Here is a 21,308-nt window from a genome sequence, read left to right as displayed (position 1 = left end):
TTTCAGGCGTGGACGTGCGGGTGCACCAAGCGGTGCTGGTGCAGTATGAACTGGCGCAGGCGCTCGATTTCATCCGCATCACTCTGGCTCAGGCGGTAAGCGAACAAGCCACGCGCGGTTTCCCTTTCCAGGGTGCCGCGCAGCGCAATGCGCTCATAGCCCGAGGGGCTGAACCACAGGGAAAAGGTCTTCGGCGCCTTGACCCGGCCACGAATCTCCACCAACACACCTTTGAATGACACCTCATGCACCCACAGCGCTGCGGGGTTGCCCCTGACGTTTTCCAGTGCCACCGGGGTTTCCAGCGCCAGGCGCCAGGGCCGGATCATCGGGCCGTCTTCAAAAATGCTCGGCACCCCCAAACGCAGATGCACCGCATGAAACTCGTCTTCCACCAAATGCAGGGGGAAGGTGAGCTGCTGGTTGTCGAACTGTGCCTGGATCGTGACCTGGTCATGCGCGGCGAGCCGGGTGAGCAAATCACGAATCTGCGAACCGCCGTTGACGGTCAGGCTCGACCACGCATCCCGCAGGTTGAGCTGCGGGTTGTGCTGCATGTCCTGGATGAAATCCAGTTCGTCCTGGGTCAAGAGAGTGTCGCGCTGCATTGATGTGGCTCAAGGATGAGACATTAAAAAGCCATTATCGCCCTAAAGGCCGCATTTTCTACAACTTGTTAACTCCACTCGTCGCTTGGAGGGCCGCTAACTGGTCTTTCAGCTCGGCCACCTGGGCTTCCAGCTGGGCAACACGCTGCTGCGCCTTGACCTGAGTGGTGACGTCTTTTTGCACGCCAACAAAATAGGTTTGCTTGTCGGCCTCGTTATAAACCGTAGACAGCGACAGCTCATTCCAGAAATGCGTGCCGTCCTTGCGGTAGTTACGCAGGATTTCCCGGCACGACCCGCCGCTGTCGAGCGCCTCGCGAATGGCCATCAGGGCCGGCTGATCGCGGTCGCCGGACTGCAGGAAGCGGCAGTCCTGGTACAGGATGTCGTCCAGGGAGTAGCCAGTCAGGCGTTCAAAAGCCGGGTTGACGTAAATCAGCGGCTTGTCCTGGCCTTCCCGCTCGGCGACGACGATGCCGTCGTTGGAGGCGTTGATCACCATTTGCATCAGGTTGGCGTTAATCATTGAGCGGTCCATGGCTTGTTTTTGGAAGCTTGAGTTTATGGCAAGTCTTGAATCTTGCACCGGGTGCGCTGAAATAGTTGCACCAGCTGCTAATATCCCACGCTTTCGCTCAACCACAGGATCAGATTGATGAAAGTCGCCATCCTTTCCGGCTCGGTCTACGGCACGGCTGAAGAAGTCGCCCGTCACGCCGCCGGTCTCCTCAACGCGGCGGGTTTTGAGGCCTGGCACAATCCTCGCGCCACCCTGGCCGATGTGCAGGCCTTCGCCCCCGAAGCGTTTCTGGCGGTGACCTCGACCACCGGCATGGGCGAGCTGCCCGACAACCTGCAACCGCTGTACTCGACGATTCGTGACCAACTGCCCGCCGCCTGGCGCGGCCTGCCCGGCGCCGTCATCGGTTTGGGGGATGCGAGCTATGGCGACACCTTCTGCGGCGGCGGCGAGCAAATGCGCGAACTGTTCGGCGAGCTGGGCGTGCGTGAAGTACTGCCGATGCTGCGCCTGGACGCCAGCGAGAGCGTCACCCCCGAAGCCGACGCCGAGCCGTGGCTGGCCGAACTGGTCACTGCACTGCGCGGTTGACCGGAAACTCACGCAGCAACGCCAGCCAGGCCTGGGCGGCTTTCGACAGATAGGCGCCCTCACGCCAGATAAAGGCGATGTCCCAACGCAGGTAATCGGGAGCCTTGAGCGTCAGGCGCACCACGCCGGGACGCACCAGGCCGCGCGCGACCACGCTGGGCAGCAGCACCACGCCCTGGCCGGCGGCGACCAGTGCGGCAAGAAAATCCGCCTGGCCGCTGCGCCCGATTTCCTTCGGCGTAAAGCCCAATTGCTGACAGGCCTGCATCAGCCGATCGTTCAGCACAAAACTGCGCTGGTACATCAGGAACGGCGTATCGGCCAATTCTTCCAGACGCACCTGGGCGTTTTGCGCCAGCGGATGGTCCATCGGCAACAGGGCATCCAGCGGTTCGTCGCAGAACTTTTGCCAGGCGAAGGCTGGGTCGCTGGGCATCAAGCTGCCGCCCACGTCCAGCTCACCGTTCAAAATTGCGCGCTCGATGTTGCGGCTGCCTTCTTCCATCAACTGGATGGTCACGTTGGGGTAACGCCTGCGGTATTCGGCGTACAGGCCCGCGAACAACGTATCGCCCGCCAACAGCGGCAGGCCCAGGCGCAATTCGCCACGGGTCAGTTGCTGCATGTCATCCAGCTCGCTGAGCAATTCACTCTGCTGGCGCAACATGGCTTCTGCACGTTGCAGCACCACCTCGCCGGCGGCGGTCAGGCGGATCTGCGAACCTGTGCGCTCCAGCAACGGCGTGCCCAGGCTTTGCTCAAGCTGCGCCACTTGTTTGCTGACGGCGGACTGGCTGATATGCAGGGTTTTCCCTGCCTGGGTGAAGCCGCCGCGTTGGATGACTTCGACAAAACTGCGCAGCTGTTTGAATTCCATGGGCCCGATTCCAGTTTGGAATAGTTGGCAGTCTAACAATTCGCTGTGGGGATGGGTGTGGCGTCTTTAAACTGAGCGCCTGCGAGGACCCAAAGCCCATGAAACGTTTCACGCGTTTGCTCACCGAACTGGTCATATTGCTGGCTATCTACCTGCTGGGCTGCGAATTGTCCGTGTGGTTCGCGTGGCCGATCCCCGGCGGCGTGGTGGGGCTGGGCCTTTTACTGGCAACGTTCGCCAGTGGGCTGGTCAAACCTGCGGCCCTGGAGCTGGGCGCAGGTGTGTTGATGGCCGAGATGCTGCTGTTTTTTATCCCGGCGCTGATGAGCCTGCTCGACTACGGTGGCCTGTTGCGCAACGAAGGCTGGCGCATTCTGTTGGTGATTGGCATCAGCACGCTGTCGGTCATGCTGGTGACTGCGTTCACCGTGGAAATGGTCTGCCGCTGGAAGCTGCGCCGTGAAGCTTGAATTGATGCCGGTGTTCTGGCTCGCCCTGACCCTGGGCGCCTACCTGTTCAGCCGCTGGATCTACCGGCGCACCGGGCGTTACCTGCTGTCCCCTTTGATTCTGGTTCCGGCGCTGCTGCTGGCAGTGGCCGTGCCTATGAAAACCGCCTACGCCGAATACGCCACTGACACTCACTGGCTGATGCTGGTGCTGGGCCCGGTGACCGTAGCGTTCGCAGTGCCGATCTGGCAGCAACGGCGCTTGCTCGCACGGCACTGGTCGGCATTGCTGCTCGGGATGGTGGCCGGTAGTGCGGCGTCGATCGCCACCTCGTTCGGCCTGGCCAAGGCGCTGGCGCTGGACAGCTCGGTGACGATGTCGCTGGTGCCGCGCTCGATCACCACGCCGTTTGCCATGCCGGTGTCGTCCGACCTCGGCGGCGTCCCGGAGCTTACGGCCGTGTTCGTGATGTTCACCGGTGTGTTCGGCGCCATGCTCGGCGGTGTGTTGCTCAAGTGGTTGCCGCTGCGTACGCCGCTGGCGCGAGGTGCATTGTTTGGCGTGGGCGCACACGGCGCGGGTGTCAGCCGCGCGCGCGAAGTGGGCGGCGAAGAGGGCTCGGTGGCGGGCCTGGTGATGGTGTTGACGGGCTTGCTCAACCTGTTCGCCGTGCCTTTATTGGCGGCGCTTCTCTGACGCCACATGGACTATTCTTCTTTGTGACTCGCTCAGTCATCAAGCTGGCTGCGAAGGCAACTCCTTCCGCCATGGCGTCTGTCTAGACTGACCCTTCACTCAAAAAAACAATAAAAAAGTGCGCCAAGGAGGTCATCGTCGTGAGCCTAGCCCCCGTTCTATCGCCACAGAATGTCAAAGACCACGTCAGCCCTGCCGAGTGGCAAGCGCGTATCGACCTTGCCGCGTGCTATCGCTTGGTGGCGCTGCACGGCTGGGACGACCTGATCTTCACCCACATCTCGGCCAAAGTGCCGGGTACCGACGACTTCCTGATCAACCCCTACGGACTGATGTTTCACGAGATCACGGCATCAAGCCTGGTCAAGGTCGACCAGGCCGGCAACAAGCTGATGGACAGCCCCTACGAGATCAACCCGGCGGGCTACACCATCCACAGCGCCATCCACGAAGTGCGCCACGACGTGACCTGCGTGATCCACACCCACACCGCCGCCGGTGTAGCGGTGGCGGCGCAGAAACAAGGCGTGTTGCCCATCAGTCAGCAATCGATTTTCGTGTTGTCGAGCCTGGCCTATCACGCTTACGAGGGCGTGGCGCTGAACCACGAAGAAAAGGCGCGCTTGCAGGCGGACCTGGGAGACAAGAATTTCCTGATGCTGCACAACCATGGCCTGCTGACCTGCGGCGGCACCATCGCTGACACCTTCCTGATGATGTTCACCTTTCAGCGCGCCTGCGATATTCAGGTGCTGGCGCAAAATGGCGGGGCCGAGTTGATCCGCATCGAGCCGCAGATTCTGGCGGGTGCCAAAGCCATGATGACGGCTGTCACAAAGAGCGCTCAAGGTATGGGAGGCGCGCTGGCCTGGCCGGCGCTGCTGCGTAAATTGGACAGCCAAGACCCCGGGTATAAAAGCTGATGCCACTCGCCGAAATCCCGCTCAGAGCCTGGCGCAAACGCAGTCAGGTGTTCCTGTTTCGTGGCCGCGCCATTCGTTACTGGGTGGCCGGGCAGGGCGAGCCGCTGCTGTTGATTCATGGCTTTCCCACGGCCAGCTGGGACTGGCATTACCTGTGGCAACCTCTGGCCCAGCGCAACCTGGTGATCGCCTGCGACATGCTCGGGTTTGGCGAATCGGATAAGCCACTGGATCACGATTATTGCCTGCTGGAGCAAGCGGACCTGCAACAGGCACTGCTCGACCATCTGCGTGTGGAGCAGCCGGTGCATGTGCTGGCTCATGACTATGGCGACAGCGTTGCCCAGGAATTGCTGGCGCGGCATTACGAAGGCCGGTTTCAGATGGCCAGCTGCGTGTTCCTCAACGGCGGCCTGTTTCCGGAAACCCACCGCCCGGCGCTCGTGCAAAAGCTTTTGCTCAGCCCGCTCGGCTGGATGGTGGGCCGCGCGTTTGGGCGCAATGCCTTGTCGAACAGCTTCAGCCAGATTTTCGGCCCGACTACGCGACCCAGTGAAAGCGCGCTGGATGATTTCTGGAGCCTGATCAATTGCAATGACGGTACGCGCATCCTGCACAAACTCATCGCCTACATCCCCCAGCGCCGCCGCCAGCGTGAACGTTGGGTGGACGCGATGCAGCGCGACGAAGTGCCCCTGCGGGTGATTGACGGCGAGGTCGACCCAATCTCCGGTGCGCACATGGTGGAGCGTTATCACCAACTGGTGCCCCACGCCGACACGGTGTTGCTGGCCAATATCGGGCATTACCCGCAGATCGAAGCGCCGGTGCTGGTGCTCAAGCATTATCTGGCGTTTCGCGAGCGAATCGCCGGGCCTGTGCGGGAGCTGGCTTGCCTGCGATAGCCTCATCGCAGTCTTCCAGATAGACCGAGGCGCCTGTATCGCAGGCAAGCCAGCTCCCACAGTGGAGCTTCATCGCTGGCTAAAAATTGCCCGACACGATGGCCCTGCCAGCGGAGGTATTTCAAACACCGCAGATCCCCTGTGGGAGCTGTCGAGCTTTAGCGAGGCTGCGAAAACGGTAGGTCAGGCGACACCTGTGTTGGCAATGCCACCGCCTTCGCAGGCAAGCCAGTTCTCACGGTGGAGCTTCATTGCAGGCTAAAAATTGCCCGGCACGATGGGCCCTGCCAGCGGAGGTATTTCAAACACCGCAGATCCCCTGTGGGAGCTGTCGAGCTTTAGCGAGGCTGCGAAAGCGGCAGGTCAGGCGACACCTGTGTTGGCAATGCCACCGCCTTCGCAGGCAAGCCAGCTCCCACAGTGGAGCTTCATCGCTGGCTAAAGAATTGCCCGGCACGATGGCCCTGCCAGCGGAGGTATTTCCAACACCGCGGATCCCCTGTGGGAGCTGTCGAGCTTTAGCGAGGCTGCGAAAGCGGCAGGTCAGGCGACACCTGTGTTGGCAATGCCACCGCCTTCGCAGGCAAGCCAGCTCCCACACAAGCCAGCTCCCACGCAATCATCCCGCTGCCTTATCGAGCACCATTCAGCCTCGGCCGTGTTTATTGTGACCAGAGGCCGCCTGCGTGACACTCAACCCATTCCTATTGTCGCCAGCGGAGTTCGGTATGAGTGAGTCAGTGCAGTTCAAGGATAAGGTCGTGATCGTCACCGGTGCCGGCGGCGGGTTGGGCCGGGCCCATGCACTGCTGTTTGCCCGGCACGGCGCCAAAGTGCTGGTCAATGACCTCGGCGGTTCGACCCAGGGCGAGGGCGCCAATGCGTCGGCGGCGGACCGTGTTGTGGCTGAAATCCGGGAGGCGGGCGGGGTTGCCGAAGCCAATCACGACTCCGTCACCGACGGCGACAAGATTGTGCAGAACGCCCTCGACGTGTTTGGCCGTGTCGACGTGGTGGTCAACAACGCCGGCATCCTGCGCGACAAGACGTTCCACAAAATGGAAGACAGCGACTGGGACCTGGTTTACCGGGTGCATGTCGAAGGCGCCTACAAAGTCACCCGTGCCGCCTGGCCGCATATGCGCGAGCAGGGTTATGGCCGGGTGATCTTTACCGCGTCCACCTCGGGCATCTATGGCAACTTTGGCCAGTCCAACTACGGCATGGCCAAGCTTGGCCTCTATGGGTTGACCCGAACCCTGGCGCTGGAAGGGCGTAAAAACAACATCCTGGTCAATGCCATTGCCCCCACCGGCGGCACGCGCATGACCGAAGGCCTGATTCCGCCGCAAGTATTCGAGCGCCTCAAGCCCGAACTGGTCAGCCCGCTGGTGGTGTTCCTCGGCAGCGAAGCCTGCCAGGAAACCTCGGGGCTGTTTGAAGTGGGCGGCGGCTGGATCGGCAAGACCCGCTGGGAGCGTAGCCTCGGTATGGGCTTTGACCCAGAGGCCGGCTTTACGCCGGATGATGTGGTGGCGCATTGGGCGCAGATCTGCGACTTTGAAGGCGCAGCTCACCCAAAGGACAATATCGAAGCGTTGAAAGAGATGATGGCCAACTTGCAGAAGTTCAGCCTCTGATCGTTGCTTGAACGCTGTTTAATCCCACGGGGCGCTGATGGCGCCCTGTTTTTTTTGAGGCATAAAAAAGGCCGCTGCAAAGGCAGCGGCCGAAGTAAGACGTTGGATCAAGGAGCGACAAATCAACGTCAGTGAACAGCGGTAATAGATTGATACATTGGGACAATCTATTGGAATCTGACTTTTCCGGCATTTACGCCGGCGGGCCATTTGCCCTGAAAGCCCGGCAAGCATAGTCGCTTGTAACAAAATGAGTAATAGCGGTTCACGACAAGGACTGTTACACAAAACGTAATGATCGTTCCCGCGCAGAGCGTGGGAACGAGCGTTCAGGGTGTCGCGATCCATCCCCCTGATAACGGCCCATCTACCCGATCCATGGCCCCGCCCAAACCCCGGCCCGCGCGTCCTCTAATCCTTTCGAGCGACAACACGAATACCTCCTTGGTGCGCTTATCCCTCCTGATAGCCGGCAGTAGGGTGGGGCCTTCTGTCACTCACCGGGGAAGACGCATGACAAAAACAACAATGCGCGCCATCTTCACGCCACAGGCGCTCGCCGCGGCGGTTGCGCTGGGGTGCTGTGCCCAGGCGCAGGCTGTTTCGTTCAACATTGGCGAGATCGAAGGGCAATTCGATTCTTCGCTGTCAGTCGGCGCCAGTTGGGGCATGCGCGATGCCGACAAAAAGTTGGTGGGCATTCCCAACGGCGGCACGGGGCAGGCGTCCACCGGTGATGACGGGCGGTTGAACTTCAAGAAGGGCGAGACCTTCTCCAAGATCTTCAAAGGCATTCACGACCTGGAGCTCAAATACGGCGACAGCGGCGTGTTTGTGCGCGGCAAGTACTGGTACGACTTCGAGCTGCAGGACGAAGACCGCGAATTCAAGCAGATCAGCAATCACCACCGCGACGAAGGCGCGCGCTCGTCCGGCTATGAGCTGCTGGATGCCTTCGTCTATCACAATTATTCCATCGGCGACCTGCCGGGCAACGTGCGCGTGGGCAAGCAGGTGGTGAGCTGGGGCGAAAGTACGTTTATCGGTAATTCGATCAACAGCATCAACCCCATCGACGTCTCGGCGTTCCGCCGTCCGGGCGCCGAAATCAAGGAAGGCCTGATTCCGGTCAACATGCTGTTTGCCTCCCAGAGCCTGACCAACCAACTGTCCGTCGAAGGTTTTTACCAGTTGAACTGGGAAAACACCGTGGTGGATAACTGCGGCACCTTCTTCGGCAACGACGTAGTGGCTCACGGCTGCAACAACAACTACACGGTTGGCAGCCCGGCCATTGCGCCGTTGCAGCCGGTGGCGGCGCGCTTTGGTCAGGGCTTTCAGGTGACCCGCGAAGGCGTGGTGGTGCAACGTGCCAACGACCGCGAGGCGCGCGACGGTGGCCAGTTCGGCGCGGCCTTGCGCTGGCTCGGCGATGACACCGAGTACGGCCTGTACTTCATGAATTACCACAGCCGCACACCAACCGTGGGCACCATCACAGCCAACACCAACCTGGCCACCATCGGCCGTATCGCCGCCACCGCCAACGCCATTGCGCCCGGCAGCGGCGCAGGCTTGGCGCAGAGCACCATGCTTGGCCGTGGCCAGTACTACCTCGATTACCCGGAAGACATCCGTCTTTACGGCGCCAGCTTCTCCACCACCTTGCCCACCGGCACGGCATGGACCGGCGAGATCAGCTACCGGCCGAATGCGCCGGTGCAACTCAACACCACCGACCTGACGCTGGCCCTGGTCAACCCGATTGCGGGCAACACCGCCTCACCGATCAGCAGTTCGTTTGGCTCGGATAACGCAGGCTACCGCCGCAAGGAAATCACCCAGATCCAGAGCACCATGACCCAGTTCTTCGACCAGGTGCTGGGCGCTGAACGCCTGACGCTGGTAGGCGAAGCAGCCTTTGTGCATGTGGGCGGGCTGGAAGCCAAAACCAGGCTGCGTTACGGCCGCGACTCGGTGTTCGGCGCCTACGGGTTCCAGGGCGATACCGACGGTTTTGTCACCGCCAACTCCTGGGGTTATCGCGCCCGGGCGATCCTCGATTACAACAACGTATTTGCCGGGGTGAACCTCAAGCCCAATCTGTCCTGGTCCCATGACGTCAGCGGCTACGGCCCCAACGGCATCTTCAACGAAGGCGCCAAGGCGATCAGCGTCGGCGTGGACGCGGACTACCGCAACACCTACACCGCGAGCCTGAGCTACACCGACTTTTTTGGCGGCGACTACAACACCCTGACCGACCGCGACTTTATCGCCCTCAGCTTCGGCGTGAACTTCTGATCTGGTTTAAAGAAGGACAACAACCTATGCACAAGATGATTGCAGTGATGGCCCTGAGTTTGCTCGCCACCCACGTCATGGCGGCCGTGTCGCCCGAAGAGGCGGCCAAGCTCGGCACCACCTTGACTCCGGTCGGCGCCGAAAAAGCCGGCAACGCCGACGGCTCGATCCCGGCCTGGACCGGCGGCATCCCGAAAAACGCTGGCGCGGTGGACAGCAAGGGCTTCCTCGCCGACCCGTTCGCCAATGAAAAGCCGCTGTTCGTGATCACCGCCGCCACGGTGGACAAGTACAAAGACAAACTCTCCGACGGCCAGGTGGCGATGTTCAAACGCTACCCCGAGACCTACAAGATCCCGGTGTACCCGACCCACCGCACGGTCAACCTGCCACCCGACATTTACGAGTCGATCAAGCGCAGCGCACTGAACGTCAAGGCCATCAACGACGGTAACGGCCTGGAAAACTTCACCGGCAATCGCTACTACGCGTTTCCGATTCCGAAAAATGGCGTAGAAGTGCTGTGGAACCACATCACCCGTTACCACGGTGGCAACCTCAAGCGCATCATCACCCAGGCCACCCCGCAGACCAACGGCAGCTACACGCCGATCCGCTTTGAAGAAGAAGTGGCGGTGCCACAGGCCATTCCGGATATCGATGCGGCCAAGGCGGCCAACGTGCTGAGCTTCTTCAAGCAATCGGTGACGGCCCCGGCGCGCTTGGCCGGCAACGTGCTGCTGGTGCACGAAACCCTCGACCAGGTGAAGGAACCGCGTCTGGCGTGGATCTATAACGCCGGCCAGCGCCGCGTACGCCGTGCGCCGCAAGTCTCCTATGACGGCCCGGGCACCGCGTCCGACGGCCTGCGCACCACTGACAACTTCGACATGTTCTCCGGCGCCCCCGACCGCTATGACTGGAAATTGGTCGGCAAAAAAGAGATGTACATCCCTTACAACAGCTACAAGCTTGATTCGCCAACCCTCAAGTACGACGACATCATCAAGGCCGGGCACATCAACCAGGACCTGACCCGCTATGAGCTGCACCGCGTGTGGGAAGTGGTCGGCACCGTGAAGCCGAGCGAGCGGCATATCTACGCCAAGCGCCACATGTACATCGACGAAGACAGCTGGCAGGTTGCGCTGGTGGATCACTATGACGGCCGTGGTCAACTGTGGCGCGTCGCTGAAGGGCATGCGCAGTTTTACTACGACCACCAGGTGCCGGCGTACACCGTGGAAACGCTGTACGACATCATCGCCGGGCGCTACATCGCGCTGGGCATGAAGAATGAGGAGAAGCACAGCTTTGTGTTCGGCTTCGCGGCGAAGGCGGCGGATTACACGCCGGCGGCGCTGAGGTCCGAGGGCGTTCGCTAACCCTCATCTGAAACACCTCCCATGTTGCTGATCGTTCCCACGCTCTGCGTGGGAATGCATCTTGTGACGCTCTGCGTCACCTGGCGCAGGAGCTTAACTGTCCGCCGACTTCGGGACGCGGAGCGTCCAGGGCGGCATTCCCACGCAGAGCGTGGGAACGATCAACCTGAAATACCGAGTCGTCTGCATCGCGGGCAAGCCCGGCTCCCACACAGGCCAGCTCCCACATTGGGTTTTGTGCATGCCTTTCAATCATTGCGCTGAATACTTCTTCAACAACCGCCAGCCACAGGACTAGGGTAAGCGTCAGGTTGCATAACAATAAAAAAGCAGGATGCAGCAATGACCGCCATGACACGCCTCCTGGACCGTCCTGGATTCATGCCCCGGCTGTCCGCCCACCATCTGTTGCGCCCTCATCTCACCGAGCCTTTGCTGGCCGCACCCGCCAGGGTGAAATTGCTGTGCGCGCCGGGAGGCAGCGGCAAGAGTGCGTTGCTCGCCGAGTGCGCCCTGCAAGCACCGGCGGGATGCCAGGTGTATTGGCTGGCGCTCAATGGCGGTAAGCTCAATCCCGCTGATTTCTGTCAGCGCTTGGCCCAACACCTGGGTCTGGCCTTTGTCGATGAAGCCACGTTGCTGCTGGACCTGAGCCGTTGGCACATCACGGCCTGGATTTTTCTCGATGATTTCTGCCGCCAACCCGCGCCCGAACTGGACGCCTTGCTCGACCGTTTGCTCACCACCGCCAGCTCCGCGCTGACTTGGTGGCTGGGGGCACGGCGGCGGCCGCTGTGCAATTGGCCGCGCCTGTTGCTCGACGATGAGTTGCTGGAGTGCAGTGACTTGTCATTCACCCAGGCGCACATCCAGGAGATGCTCCGTCCCGGGCAAACCGTCGACAGTGTCATGCAATTCAGTGCCGGCTGGTGCGCCGGTGTGCGCATCGCCATGCTGGGCGACGGCCATCCCGACAAGACGCTGCTCGACTACCTGCAACACGAACTGTTCAGCACCTTGCCTGCGGAGTTGGCCGAAGCCTGGCGCGTGCTGGCCCATCTGCCGCGTTTCAACCCGAGCCTGTGTGGGCATCTGTTCGGCGCGGGCGACGGCGCTCAGTACCTGCGCGATTTACAGGCCCTCGGCGCGTTTATCCAGCCGTGGGAAGACACCAGCGACTGGCTGCAGGTCTTCCCGCCGCTGGCGCGGCTACTGCGTGATGAACCCTGGCCGGCCAAGCGTTCCTGGCATCGGCGCGCGTGCCAGTGGTTCACCGCCGAGCGTGACTGGCAGGCAGCGTTCGAGCAGGCGCTGCTGGCCGAAGAATACGAAGTGGCGGTGAGCCTGTTGCAGCACTTCAGCTTCGAGGATTTGTTTCGCGAGCAAAACGCCGCCCTCTTGTTACGCCTGCATGAGCAGCATGGCGACGAGTTGATGCTTGGCTCGGCGCAATTGGTCGGGCTGGTGACGGCGGCCTTGTTGTTTGCCGGGCGCTTTGATCAGGCGGGCGTGTGCATTGATCAGTTGGCCCGGTTTGCGCCACAGCCGACGGCGGCGCAGCAACGCTATTTGTTGGCGCGCTGGCAGGCGCAATGCGGCTGGCTGTTGCATTTGAGTGGTGATGCCGAGCGTTCCCGCACGCATTTTCTGGAAGCCCTGCAGGCGTTGCCCGACAGCGCCTGGACCTCGCGCCTGATGTGCCTGTCGGGCCTGACCCAGCAAGCCTTGCTGCGCGGCGAACTGGACGTGGCCCAGGCCTTGAATCGCGAAGCCCTGTGTCTGGCGCGCGCCCATGGCTCGCTGGTGCTGGAAGCGCTGCTTGAACTGGATCACGCTCAACTGCTGGAGCAGCGCGGCGCGCCCTATCGCGCGCAAAGTCTGTTGGAAAACGTGCAGGCAATGCTGCAGCAGCAGCGCCTCAACGCCGGGCCTTTGGTGGGGCGGATCGCTTTGCGGCGCGGGCATCTGGCGTTGCGCCAGGGGCAGGACAGCCTGGCCAGCGAGTGCTTGGCCGCCGGTTTGAAGAAGTGCCTGCACAGCCAGGACAAGCGTGTGTTGTACGGCTTTCTCGGCTTGGCGCTGCTGGCCGCCAACAGCGGTGATTACGCCCAGGCGTTTATTCAACTGCGCGAGGCCGAGCGGCTTATGCAGCAACGCCATGTGCCGGATACGGTGTACCGCGCGGTGCTGCTGTTGGTCAGTGGGCATTTCTGGCTGCAACAGGGCCGCGCTGAATTGACCGTCGAAGCGGTGCGCCGGGTGTTGCGTCACTTTCGCGGACCACAGGCGCGGCAGGCGCCACCGGCCACCCTGGAGCTGATCCCGCGCCTGGAATATCTGCTGGTGCTGGCCGAGGTGAAACTGGGGTGCGCCGATCAGCCGATCGTGCGGCTCACCGCCTTGCTGGAGGGCGCGCAACAACGCGGCATGCTGTGCCTGGAAACCGAGCTGCAGTTGGTGCTGGGCGAAGTCGCCTGGCAGTTGGGGGATTCGAGCTTGGCGCGTTTCACCCTGCAAACCGGCCTTGGCCTGGCCGCGCGCTGCCAGGTGCAGCAGGCTGTTCGCGAGTTGCGTTTACGCTCGCCGGGGCTGCTGAGCGAGTTGGGTCTGGACACTCAAGCGTCGCCCACCGGGGCGGTGGAAAACCCCTTGAGCCATCGGGAGCTGGAAGTGCTGCAATTGATCGCCTCGGGCAATTCCAACCTGGAAATCGCCGACCGACTGTTTATTTCCCTGCACACGGTGAAGACCCACGCGCGGCGTATTCACAGCAAGCTGGGTGTGGAGCGAAGAACTCAGGCGGTGGCCAAGGCCAAGACGTTGGGGTTGATGGCCTAGCTTTTGTGGCGAGCGGGCTTGCCCGCGTTGGGGTGCGAAGCGCCCCCAGTAAGGATGAATGCGGTGTATCAGGTATTCCTCTGCGTTGGTTTTTAGGGCTGCTTCGCAGCCCAACGCGGGCAAGCCCGCTCGCCACAAAAGCTCGCTTGCCACACAAGCCCCGCTCGCCATAGAAGCTCAGCCCCTCAGCTACAGAACGCTTGGCGGTATTCCCCGGGTGTGGCGCCCATGGCTTGGCGAAAGCGGTGGGTGAAGTGGCTGGCGCTGGAGAAGCCGCACATCCAGGCGATTTCACCCAAGGGCAGCGCGCCGCCGCGCAGTAAGGCTTGCGCGCGGGCCAGGCGTCGCGCCAACAGGTATTGGTGGGGTGGCAAGCCGAAGCTTTGGCGGAACATCCGCGCGAAATGGTATTCGGACAGCGCACACAACCCGGCCAATTGGCCCAGGCTGATCGGGTCTTGCAGATGATGGTCGATGTAGTCCACCAACAGCCGCCGCTGGTGCGCAGCCAGTCCGCCTTTCAAGCGCAAGCCTTCACGCGCGCCGACCTGGCTGAGCAGGGTGTGGCTGAGCATTTCGTGGGCCAGGCTGCTGGTCAGCAAGCGTTCGGCGGGCTCGTGCCAGTTAAGGGCGATCAACTGGTGAAAGCGCCGGGCCTGGCTGGCGTCTTCAAGGAAGGTGCTTTCGCGCAACTGTAATTCACGCGGCTCGCGATCAAGCAGGGTGACGCAACCAAGGGCGAATTGCTCCGGGCTGAAATACACGTGGGCCAGGCGGATTTCGCCGTTGATCACCCAAGCCGACTGATGCTCGGCGGGCAGGATGCACAGCTTGTCGGGGCCGCCCTTCGTGCCGGGCCTGTCGCGGCGAAAGGTGCCGGTGCCGCCGCCGACGTAGCACGACAGGGTGTGATGGGTCGGCGCCTGATAGTCCTGAGAATCGTGGTGGTTGCTCCACAAGGCCGCAGACAAGCCGTCACCGAGCTCGGCGCAGGCTTCAAGGCGTGCATGGGGCGAGCGGTTAAGGGCTTGAAAGACTTGCAGGGATTCCAGATCAGGCATGGCGTGTACTCTCCGACGCCTTGCATCCTACTCCGCGCGGCGTGCGCTGTGATCCCGCTACCCGACAAAAGCGCAAGAATGTGCAAGAGGTCAGGCCTGAAGGCGGGGGACACTGTGGCTCAATCACCGGAGCCCGCTATGAACCTTTTCTTGTATTTACTCACCGTGCTGATCTGGGGCACCACCTGGATTGCGCTGAAATGGCAACTGGGCGTGGTGGCGATTCCCGTGTCGATCGTTTATCGCTTTGGCCTCGCGGCGCTGGTGCTGTTTGTGCTGTTGCTGCTCAGCCGCAAGTTGCAGGTGATGAACCGGCGCGGGCATTTGATCTGCCTCGCGCAGGGGTTGTGCCTGTTTTGCGTGAACTTCATGTGTTTCCTCACGGCCAGCCAGTGGATCCCCAGCGGCTTGGTGGCGGTGGTGTTTTCCACGGCCACGTTGTGGAACGCCTTGAATGCGCGGGTGTTCTTCGGCCAGCGCGTGGCGCGCAATGTGTTGATGGGCGGCGCGCTCGGGTTGATAGGGCTGGGCTTTTTGTTCTGGCCGGAACTGGTGGGCCACACCGCCAGCCCGCAAACCCTGATGGGGCTGGGTTTGGCGCTGCTGGGGACGATGTGTTTTTCGGCCGGCAATATGCTCTCGAGCCTGCAACAAAAGGCCGGGCTGCGGCCGTTGACCACCAATGCCTGGGGCATGGCCTATGGCTCGGCGATGCTGGCGACTTACTGCGCGGTGCGCGGGATTCCGTTTGAGATGGACTGGAGCGCGCGGTATGTCGGGGCGCTGTGGTACCTGGTCATTCCGGGGTCGGTGATTGGTTTTACCGCGTATCTCACGCTGGTAGGCCGCATGGGGCCGGAGCGGGCGGCGTATTGCACGGTGCTGTTTCCGGTGGTGGCGTTGAATGTGTCGGCGTTTGCCGAGGGCTATCAGTGGACGGCGCCGGCATTGATGGGGTTGGTGTTGGTGATGCTGGGGAATGTGTTGGTGTTTCGTAAGCCGAAGCCTGCAAGCCCGGTTTTCAGAGCGAAACAGGCTTAAAACTGTGGGAGCTGGCTTGCCTGCGATGGCGGTCTGTCAGCCAGCTCATCTTTCACTGACGCACCGCTATCGCAGGCAAGCCAGCTCCCACAGTTGACTGAGTTCCTCCCACATTTGACAGGGTTATTTGAGGCCCAGGCGCTTGGCCATGCGGCCGAGGTTGGCGCGGTCCAGGCCGAGTTCGCGGGCGGCGCTGGCCCAGTTGTGCTGGTGGCGCTCCAGGCAGTCGCTGATGATCTGGCGCTGATAGTGCTCGGTGGCCTGGCGCAGGTCGCCCGTGACGACAGGGGCCGGCTCGGTCGGTGCTTCAATCACCGGCGGCGCGCTCACATCCGGCAAATCCAGGTCCTGGGCACTCAGGCTCAAAATCTTCGGACGTTCGCGACAGTTTCCCAGGGCTTTGAGCGCGCTGCGTCCGATCAAATGTTCCAGCTCGCGCACATTGCCCGGCCAGTTGTAGGCCAGCAGCGCCGTTTGCGCGTCGTTTGTCAGGCGCAGGCTGCCCAGGCCCATGCGCGAGCGGTTCTGTTCGAGGAAAAACCCGGCCAGCAGCAACACATCGCGTCCACGTTCACGCAGCGCCGGCACTTGCAGCGGGTACACGCTCAGGCGGTGGTAGAAGTCGGCGCGGTAGCGACCATTACGCACCTCTTCGGCGAGGTTGCGGTTGGTGGCGGCGATCAGGCGCACGTCCACCTGGTGTTCCTTGTCCGAGCCCAGGCGCTGCAACTGCCCGCTTTGCAGCACGCGCAGCAACTTGGCCTGCACGGTCAGCGACAACTCGCCGACCTCATCCAGAAACAAGGTGCCGCCATTGGCCAGCTCGAACTTGCCCCGGCGCTCATTCAGCGCGCCGGTAAAGGCGCCGCGCACGTGGCCGAACAGCTCGCTTTCCACCAGGGTTTCCGGCAGGGCCGCGCAGTTGAGGCTGATCAGCGGTTTATCGGCGCGTGATGATGCGGCGTGGATCGCCTGGGCGACCAACTCCTTGCCCACCCCGGTTTCGCCGGTGATCAGCACGGTCAGGTCACTGCCACCCACCAGTTTGATTTCTTCCACCAGACGCTTGTGCGCCTTGCTCTGGCCGATCATTTCCTTGTGCTGCTGGCCGCTGGCCTGGCGGTAGATCTCGGCGCGCTGGTGCTCATCTTCGGCGCGCAGGGCCAGGCGTTCGATGCGTTCGGCGACGTTGACCGTGGCCGCCGCAAGGCTGGCGAAGGCTTGCAGGGCGTCGAGTTCGACGCGCTCGAAACGCTCGGTGTCGAGCGCGTCCAGGGTCAGCAGGCCCCAGGGTTCGTCGTCGATAAACAGCGGGCAGCCCATGCAGTCGTGCACTTCCAAATGGCCATGCAGGCCATCGACCAGGCCGTCGTAAGGGTCGGGCAATTCGCTGTCGCTGTCGAAGCGGGTAGGGCCGGGGCCGCTCAGCAGCACCTCAAAGCGCGGATGTTCGCTGACCTTGAAGCGCCGACCCAGAGTGTCGGCGCTCAAGCCGTCTACGGCCAGCGGCACCAGCCACTCGCCATCCAGGCGCAATAACGCGGCGGCGTCGCACGGCAGCAGGGCGCGCATGGCGTGCAGCAGGCGGCGGTAGCGCTCGCCCTCAGGCAGTTCGCGGGACAGGTCAGCGACCAGAGGCAGCAGGGTGGTGAGCAGCGATTGCGCAGTCATAATGACTCCTTGTAGTCCTTATGACTATAAATCGTATGAAGTCATTCTGACTACATTATATTTAAGCTGTTGAAATATAACGATATATAAGTTGGCACGAATACTGAGTAACCAAGGGTAATCAGTTAATAGACCCAGGAGTCTGCCATGCTTAGTGCCCAAGACCGTGCCATCGTCAAATCCACTGTGCCCCTGCTGGAAAGCGGTGGCGAAGCGCTGATCACTCATTTTTACCGGATGATGCTCTCCGAGTACCCGGAAGTTCGCCCGCTGTTCAATCAGGCCCACCAGGCCAGCGGCGACCAGCCCCGCGCGTTGGCCAATGGCGTGCTGATGTATGCGCGGCATATCGATCAGTTGGACCAATTGGGCGACTTGGTCGCCAAGATCATCAACAAACATGTGGCCCTGCAGATCCTGCCGGAGCACTACCCGATTGTCGGTGCTTGCCTGTTGCGCGCCATTTCTGAAGTGTTGGGCGACGAGATCGCCACGCCTGAAGTGATGAGTGCCTGGGGCGCCGCGTATGGCCAGTTGGCCGATATCCTGATCGGCGCTGAAGCCGCCATCTACGACGAAAAAGCCCAGGCCCCGGGCGGCTGGCGCGGTGCGCGGCCATTCCTGCTGGTCAAACGTGTGGAGGAGAGCGACGAGATTATCTCGTTCTATTTCGCCCCGGTGGATAACGGCCCGATCCTGGCGGCCGCGCCGGGCCAGTACATCGGCATGAAGCTGGTGCTCGATGGCGAAGAAGTGCGCCGCAACTATTCCTTGTCGGCGCTGAGCGATGCCGGCCTGTACCGCATCAGCGTCAAGCGCGAAGCCGGTGGGCGGGTGTCCAACTATCTGCACGACCAGATGCACGTCGGCGCAACCATCGACCTGTTCCCGCCGTCCGGTGAGTTCACACTGGCTGCCAGCGACAAGCCGCTGGTGCTGATCAGCGGCGGGGTGGGCATTACGCCAACATTGCCGATGCTTGAAGCGGCGCTGGCGACCCAGCGGCCGGTGCACTTTATTCACTGCGCGCGTAACGGCGGGGTGCATGCGTTCCGTGATTGGGTGGATGCTCTTGCGGCCAAGCACCCGCAACTCAAACGCTTTTACTGCTACGCCGAAGATGACGGCGTGAGCCCGGCGGCGGATAAAGTCGGCATGCTGAGCCAGGAGCAACTGGCCGAGTGGTTGCCTGAGAGGCGTGATCTGGATGCGTACTTCCTCGGCCCTAAAGGCTTTATGGCGGCAATCAAGCGCCATCTCAAAGCCTTGGGCGTGCCGGACAAACAAGCGCGCTATGAATTCTTCGGCCCGGCCTCGGCCCTGGAATAATTTATCCGGCAACAACACCGGCACAAAATGTGGGAGGGGGCTTGCTCCCGATAGCGGTGGGTCAGTCAGCTTATCTGAGGCTGACCCACTGTCATCGGGAGCAAGCCCCCTCCCACATTTGTTTCTCTATTCCTCCAGATTAATCCCCCGTTAACCCCTCTCTGTTTTAACCACACTCTGTGTGTAAACTTGCGGCCATCAGGCACAACGACAAAGGGAAACGGGGATGAGTGACGAATTGCGATTGGGCCGGGAGCGGCGCTTTCTGGTGTTGCTGGGCATCATCTGCCTGGCGCTGATCGGCGGGGCGCTGTACATGCAAGTGGTGTTGGGCGAGGCGCCGTGCCCGCTGTGCATCCTGCAACGCTATGCCTTGCTGCTGATCGCGGTGTTCGCGTTTATCGGCGCCGCGATGCGCAAAAAAGGCGCGGTCAACCTGTTTGAAGGGTTGGTAGTGCTCAGCGCCCTGGGGGGCGTGGCGGCAGCCGGTCACCACGTGTACACCCAGTTCTTCCCTGAAGTCAGCTGCGGCATCGACGTGCTGCAGCCGATCGTCGATGACCTGCCGCTGGCCAAGGTGTTCCCTCTGGGCTTCCAGGTCGATGGCTTCTGCAGCACGCCGTACCCGCCGATCCTGGGTCTGTCCCTGGCGCAGTGGGCGCTGGTGGCGTTCGTGCTGACGGTGATCCTGGTGCCTCTGGGTATTTACCGCAATCGCCAACGCAAAGCCTGAGTCCTTTCACCTGAACGCCCCGGCCCTCCTTGAAGGTAGGCCGGGGCGTTTTCGGTTGTAGGGTTTTGTGAAAGGGCTGTGACGAGCGGCAACTTCAGGTGCGCACAGCGTGCGACATGTTGTCACACGGACGCTGTCGCAGGACGTTTCTGACACGCCGCACCGGCCCATAAATTTGCGCCAGATGGTCAATTTGTGCTGTCAGTTCGTGGTTTGCACGGCGCCGCGATCATCGCGCCTCGCCAACGGATCACGGTTGTCCAAATGCCTTGTTTTCTGGGGGCTTGGATCCGTTTTGCATGCCCTTACAAGCTGTAAGGGAAGTGGCGCTTTGCCCAATAACACGGCAATTTTTGTGGTTTTTGTGAAGAATCGAACACGATAAGATCCCGAACCTTTGCAAGATTGGTGAAGGATTGTTGCTTGAATCGATAAAAATTATTTCTTTATAAGACATGGTTTATACATCGCTAGCTAACTACAATCGCCCGCACTGAATGTCCGGTGCTGTTCAATCTTTGAGCATTGGAGCGGTCGAGGGGCAGATGGATGGCTCTGTGCGACCCCAGGTTCCGGTAGCCTTTCAACTTTCCGCACCAAATGGAATTGGTCTGTAACAAGGCCTTTAACCACGAAATCGAATAAGAACTCACCGCAGGTCCGTGAAACGTACAGATATGGCGTGACGGGCAGGCTCTTATTCAATCGAAGAGAAATGCCAACCCTTGGCAGGGTGAAGTGTTGGCGATCAAAACCCAACTGCATTGCGCAAGCTGCTTTAGAGGTCGTGAGATGAGTAAAAACAGGTACCCCCGATTACTAGGCTTTTTGCCGCTGCTCGGCATGATGTTAATGCTGGGAGGCTGCAAGTGGACCTTGCTCGACCCTAAAGGTCAGGTCGGTCTGGATCAACGAAACCTGATCATCACCGCCACCCTGCTGATGCTGTTGGTCGTGGTGCCTGTGATCATCATGACCTTCGCCTTCGCCTGGAAATACCGCGCGTCGAACACCAGCGCTACCTACGCGCCGAAGTGGTCGCACTCCACCAAGATTGAAATCGCGGTGTGGCTGGTTCCGATCCTCATCATCATCGCCCTGGGTTACATCACCTATAAGTCGACCCACGAGCTGGACCCGTACCGTCCGCTGGAATCCGACGTCAAGCCGATCAACATCGAAGTGGTCGCGCTGGACTGGAAGTGGCTGTTCATCTACCCGGACCTGGGTATCGCCACGGTCAACGAAATCCGTTTCCCGGAAAACACCCCGCTTAACTTCCGGATCACCTCCGACGCCGTGATGAACTCGTTCTTCATCCCTGCTCTGGGCGGCCAGATCTATGCGATGGCAGGCATGCAGACCCGCCTGCACCTGATCGCCAACGAAAAAGCTGAAATGGAAGGCATCTCCGCTAACTACAGCGGCGCTGGCTTCACCGGCATGAAATTCAAAGCGATCTCGACGAGCCAGGAAGATTTCAACGCCTGGGTAGCCGATGTCAAGGCCGCACCTAAACAGCTTGATCAAGCTGGATACGACGCCCTGACCAAACCAAGCCAGAACAACCCAGTCGCTCTGTACTCCACGTATGAGCCGGACCTGTTTCAGAAAATCGTCGACAAGTACGAAGGTATGAAGCCAGGCAAGCCGGTCAAGCACGAGAAGAAAGAAGTGGCCGCGGTTGAAGGTTCTGACACGGGCTCGCATTCAACTGCTGGGGCAGAGGAGTAAAC

19 protein-coding genes are annotated in these 21,308 nt (G+C 61.1%); 13 read left to right on the top strand and 6 right to left on the bottom strand.

Features of this window, described 5'->3' with window-relative positions; translation table 11 throughout:
- Positions 1–2 precede the first annotated feature (2 nt).
- Together BFW87_RS06200 and BFW87_RS06195 are read right to left on the bottom strand one after the other, a co-directional pair.
- Positions 3–608 carry a hypothetical protein gene (locus tag BFW87_RS06200; protein WP_078739058.1) on the bottom strand — a complete coding sequence of 202 codons (606 nt, stop codon included), beginning with the start codon at positions 606–608 and terminating at the stop codon, positions 3–5.
- 58 nt (positions 609–666) lie between these two features.
- Entirely contained in the window at positions 667–1,134 is a 468-nt protein-coding gene (locus BFW87_RS06195) for a PAS domain-containing protein (protein WP_078739057.1), read from the bottom strand.
- 129 nt (positions 1,135–1,263) lie between these two features.
- On the opposite strand from BFW87_RS06195, the gene BFW87_RS06190 reads away from it, so the two are divergent.
- Positions 1,264–1,719 carry a flavodoxin gene (locus tag BFW87_RS06190; RefSeq protein ID WP_078739056.1) on the top strand — a complete coding sequence of 152 codons (456 nt, stop codon included), beginning with the start codon at positions 1,264–1,266 and terminating at the stop codon, positions 1,717–1,719.
- Here the strand turns inward: BFW87_RS06190 and BFW87_RS06185 are convergent.
- Positions 1,700–2,596: a LysR family transcriptional regulator gene (locus BFW87_RS06185; RefSeq protein ID WP_078739055.1), complete on the bottom strand. Its 897-nt coding sequence runs from the start codon at positions 2,594–2,596 to the stop codon at positions 1,700–1,702. The genes BFW87_RS06190 and BFW87_RS06185 overlap by 20 nt on opposite strands.
- 98 nt (positions 2,597–2,694) lie before the next feature.
- Between BFW87_RS06185 and BFW87_RS06180 the strand changes: the two genes are divergently transcribed.
- The 8 genes from BFW87_RS06180 (at position 2,695) to BFW87_RS06140 (ending at position 13,737) form a co-directional block, all read left to right on the top strand.
- Positions 2,695–3,066, top strand: coding sequence for a CidA/LrgA family protein (locus tag BFW87_RS06180; RefSeq protein ID WP_078739054.1), 372 nt, complete (start codon positions 2,695–2,697; stop codon positions 3,064–3,066).
- Complete coding sequence (locus BFW87_RS06175) at positions 3,056–3,742, top strand: LrgB family protein (RefSeq protein ID WP_078739053.1); 687 nt, start codon at positions 3,056–3,058, stop codon at positions 3,740–3,742. Before BFW87_RS06180 ends, BFW87_RS06175 begins: the two co-directional genes overlap by 11 nt.
- Positions 3,743–3,882: 140 nt before the next feature.
- Positions 3,883–4,665, top strand: a complete 783-nt coding sequence (locus tag BFW87_RS06170; protein ID WP_078739052.1) for a class II aldolase/adducin family protein — start codon at positions 3,883–3,885, stop codon at positions 4,663–4,665.
- On the top strand, positions 4,665–5,570 hold the full coding sequence (locus BFW87_RS06165) for an alpha/beta fold hydrolase (protein ID WP_078739051.1): 906 nt from the start codon (positions 4,665–4,667) through the stop codon (positions 5,568–5,570). The genes BFW87_RS06170 and BFW87_RS06165 overlap by 1 nt, the downstream gene beginning before the upstream one ends.
- 728 nt (positions 5,571–6,298) lie before the next feature.
- A complete protein-coding gene (locus BFW87_RS06160) occupies positions 6,299–7,210 on the top strand; it encodes an SDR family oxidoreductase (RefSeq protein WP_078739050.1) in 912 nt (303 codons plus the stop codon).
- Between the two features lie 513 nt (positions 7,211–7,723).
- Positions 7,724–9,514, top strand: a complete 1,791-nt coding sequence (locus BFW87_RS06155) for a DUF1302 domain-containing protein (RefSeq protein WP_078739049.1) — start codon at positions 7,724–7,726, stop codon at positions 9,512–9,514.
- Between the two features lie 26 nt (positions 9,515–9,540).
- Positions 9,541–10,899 carry a DUF1329 domain-containing protein gene (locus BFW87_RS06150; RefSeq protein ID WP_078739048.1) on the top strand — a complete coding sequence of 453 codons (1,359 nt, stop codon included), beginning with the start codon at positions 9,541–9,543 and terminating at the stop codon, positions 10,897–10,899.
- A gap of 342 nt (positions 10,900–11,241) precedes the next feature.
- Positions 11,242–13,737, top strand: a complete 2,496-nt coding sequence (locus tag BFW87_RS06140; RefSeq protein ID WP_078739047.1) for a LuxR C-terminal-related transcriptional regulator — start codon at positions 11,242–11,244, stop codon at positions 13,735–13,737.
- A gap of 185 nt (positions 13,738–13,922) precedes the next feature.
- Here the strand turns inward: BFW87_RS06140 and BFW87_RS06135 are convergent, their stop codons facing one another.
- Positions 13,923–14,798, bottom strand: coding sequence for a helix-turn-helix domain-containing protein (locus BFW87_RS06135; RefSeq protein ID WP_078739046.1), 876 nt, complete (start codon positions 14,796–14,798; stop codon positions 13,923–13,925).
- Positions 14,799–14,936: 138 nt separating this feature from the next.
- Here BFW87_RS06135 and BFW87_RS06130 point away from each other — a divergent pair, with 138 nt between their 5' ends.
- Positions 14,937–15,839, top strand: coding sequence for a DMT family transporter (locus BFW87_RS06130; protein ID WP_078739045.1), 903 nt, complete (start codon positions 14,937–14,939; stop codon positions 15,837–15,839).
- A 123-nt stretch (positions 15,840–15,962) separates the two neighbouring features.
- Here the strand turns inward: BFW87_RS06130 and norR are convergent, their stop codons facing one another.
- Positions 15,963–17,510 (bottom strand): nitric oxide reductase transcriptional regulator NorR, encoded by a 1,548-nt coding sequence (gene norR, locus BFW87_RS06125; protein WP_078739044.1) that lies wholly within the window; start codon positions 17,508–17,510, stop codon positions 15,963–15,965.
- A 147-nt stretch (positions 17,511–17,657) separates the two neighbouring features.
- Here norR and hmpA point away from each other — a divergent pair, with 147 nt between their 5' ends.
- Together hmpA and BFW87_RS06115 are read left to right on the top strand one after the other, a co-directional pair.
- Complete coding sequence (hmpA, locus tag BFW87_RS06120) at positions 17,658–18,839, top strand: NO-inducible flavohemoprotein (protein ID WP_078739043.1); 1,182 nt, start codon at positions 17,658–17,660, stop codon at positions 18,837–18,839.
- Between the two features lie 226 nt (positions 18,840–19,065).
- On the top strand, positions 19,066–19,572 hold the full coding sequence (locus tag BFW87_RS06115) for a disulfide bond formation protein B (RefSeq protein ID WP_078739042.1): 507 nt from the start codon (positions 19,066–19,068) through the stop codon (positions 19,570–19,572).
- A gap of 474 nt (positions 19,573–20,046) precedes the next feature.
- On the opposite strand, the gene BFW87_RS32505 is transcribed toward BFW87_RS06115, so the two are convergent.
- A complete protein-coding gene (locus tag BFW87_RS32505) occupies positions 20,047–20,337 on the bottom strand; it encodes a hypothetical protein (RefSeq protein WP_078739041.1) in 291 nt (96 codons plus the stop codon).
- A 27-nt stretch (positions 20,338–20,364) separates the two neighbouring features.
- On the opposite strand from BFW87_RS32505, the gene cyoA reads away from it, so the two are divergent.
- Positions 20,365–21,306 carry a ubiquinol oxidase subunit II gene (gene cyoA / locus BFW87_RS06105; protein WP_078739040.1) on the top strand — a complete coding sequence of 314 codons (942 nt, stop codon included), beginning with the start codon at positions 20,365–20,367 and terminating at the stop codon, positions 21,304–21,306.
- Positions 21,307–21,308 lie beyond the last annotated feature (2 nt).

It is taken from the genome of Pseudomonas fluorescens (genome assembly GCF_002022275.1).
Lineage (GTDB): Bacteria > Pseudomonadota > Gammaproteobacteria > Pseudomonadales > Pseudomonadaceae > Aquipseudomonas > Aquipseudomonas fluorescens_AJ.
This window is presented reverse-complemented; position numbering and strand designations above follow the sequence as displayed.

What these genes read in the sequence shown, in the direction of transcription:
- BFW87_RS06200 (WP_078739058.1), bottom strand. Translation starts at nt 608, where the DNA reads ATGCAGCGCGACACTCTCTTGACCCAGGACGAACTGGATTTCATCCAG.
- BFW87_RS06165 (WP_078739051.1), top strand. Translation starts at nt 4,665, where the DNA reads ATGCCACTCGCCGAAATCCCGCTCAGAGCCTGGCGCAAACGCAGTCAG.
- norR (WP_078739044.1), bottom strand. Translation starts at nt 17,510, where the DNA reads ATGACTGCGCAATCGCTGCTCACCACCCTGCTGCCTCTGGTCGCTGAC.
- BFW87_RS06140 (WP_078739047.1), top strand. Translation starts at nt 11,242, where the DNA reads ATGACCGCCATGACACGCCTCCTGGACCGTCCTGGATTCATGCCCCGG.
- BFW87_RS32505 (WP_078739041.1), bottom strand. Translation starts at nt 20,337, where the DNA reads ATGCAGTTGGGTTTTGATCGCCAACACTTCACCCTGCCAAGGGTTGGC.
- BFW87_RS06195 (WP_078739057.1), bottom strand. Translation starts at nt 1,134, where the DNA reads ATGATTAACGCCAACCTGATGCAAATGGTGATCAACGCCTCCAACGAC.
- BFW87_RS06150 (WP_078739048.1), top strand. Translation starts at nt 9,541, where the DNA reads ATGCACAAGATGATTGCAGTGATGGCCCTGAGTTTGCTCGCCACCCAC.
- BFW87_RS06155 (WP_078739049.1), top strand. Translation starts at nt 7,724, where the DNA reads ATGACAAAAACAACAATGCGCGCCATCTTCACGCCACAGGCGCTCGCC.
- BFW87_RS06115 (WP_078739042.1), top strand. Translation starts at nt 19,066, where the DNA reads ATGAGTGACGAATTGCGATTGGGCCGGGAGCGGCGCTTTCTGGTGTTG.
- BFW87_RS06180 (WP_078739054.1), top strand. Translation starts at nt 2,695, where the DNA reads ATGAAACGTTTCACGCGTTTGCTCACCGAACTGGTCATATTGCTGGCT.
- BFW87_RS06130 (WP_078739045.1), top strand. Translation starts at nt 14,937, where the DNA reads ATGAACCTTTTCTTGTATTTACTCACCGTGCTGATCTGGGGCACCACC.
- BFW87_RS06190 (WP_078739056.1), top strand. Translation starts at nt 1,264, where the DNA reads ATGAAAGTCGCCATCCTTTCCGGCTCGGTCTACGGCACGGCTGAAGAA.
- cyoA (WP_078739040.1), top strand. Translation starts at nt 20,365, where the DNA reads ATGAGTAAAAACAGGTACCCCCGATTACTAGGCTTTTTGCCGCTGCTC.
- hmpA (WP_078739043.1), top strand. Translation starts at nt 17,658, where the DNA reads ATGCTTAGTGCCCAAGACCGTGCCATCGTCAAATCCACTGTGCCCCTG.
- BFW87_RS06185 (WP_078739055.1), bottom strand. Translation starts at nt 2,596, where the DNA reads ATGGAATTCAAACAGCTGCGCAGTTTTGTCGAAGTCATCCAACGCGGC.
- BFW87_RS06135 (WP_078739046.1), bottom strand. Translation starts at nt 14,798, where the DNA reads ATGCCTGATCTGGAATCCCTGCAAGTCTTTCAAGCCCTTAACCGCTCG.
- BFW87_RS06160 (WP_078739050.1), top strand. Translation starts at nt 6,299, where the DNA reads ATGAGTGAGTCAGTGCAGTTCAAGGATAAGGTCGTGATCGTCACCGGT.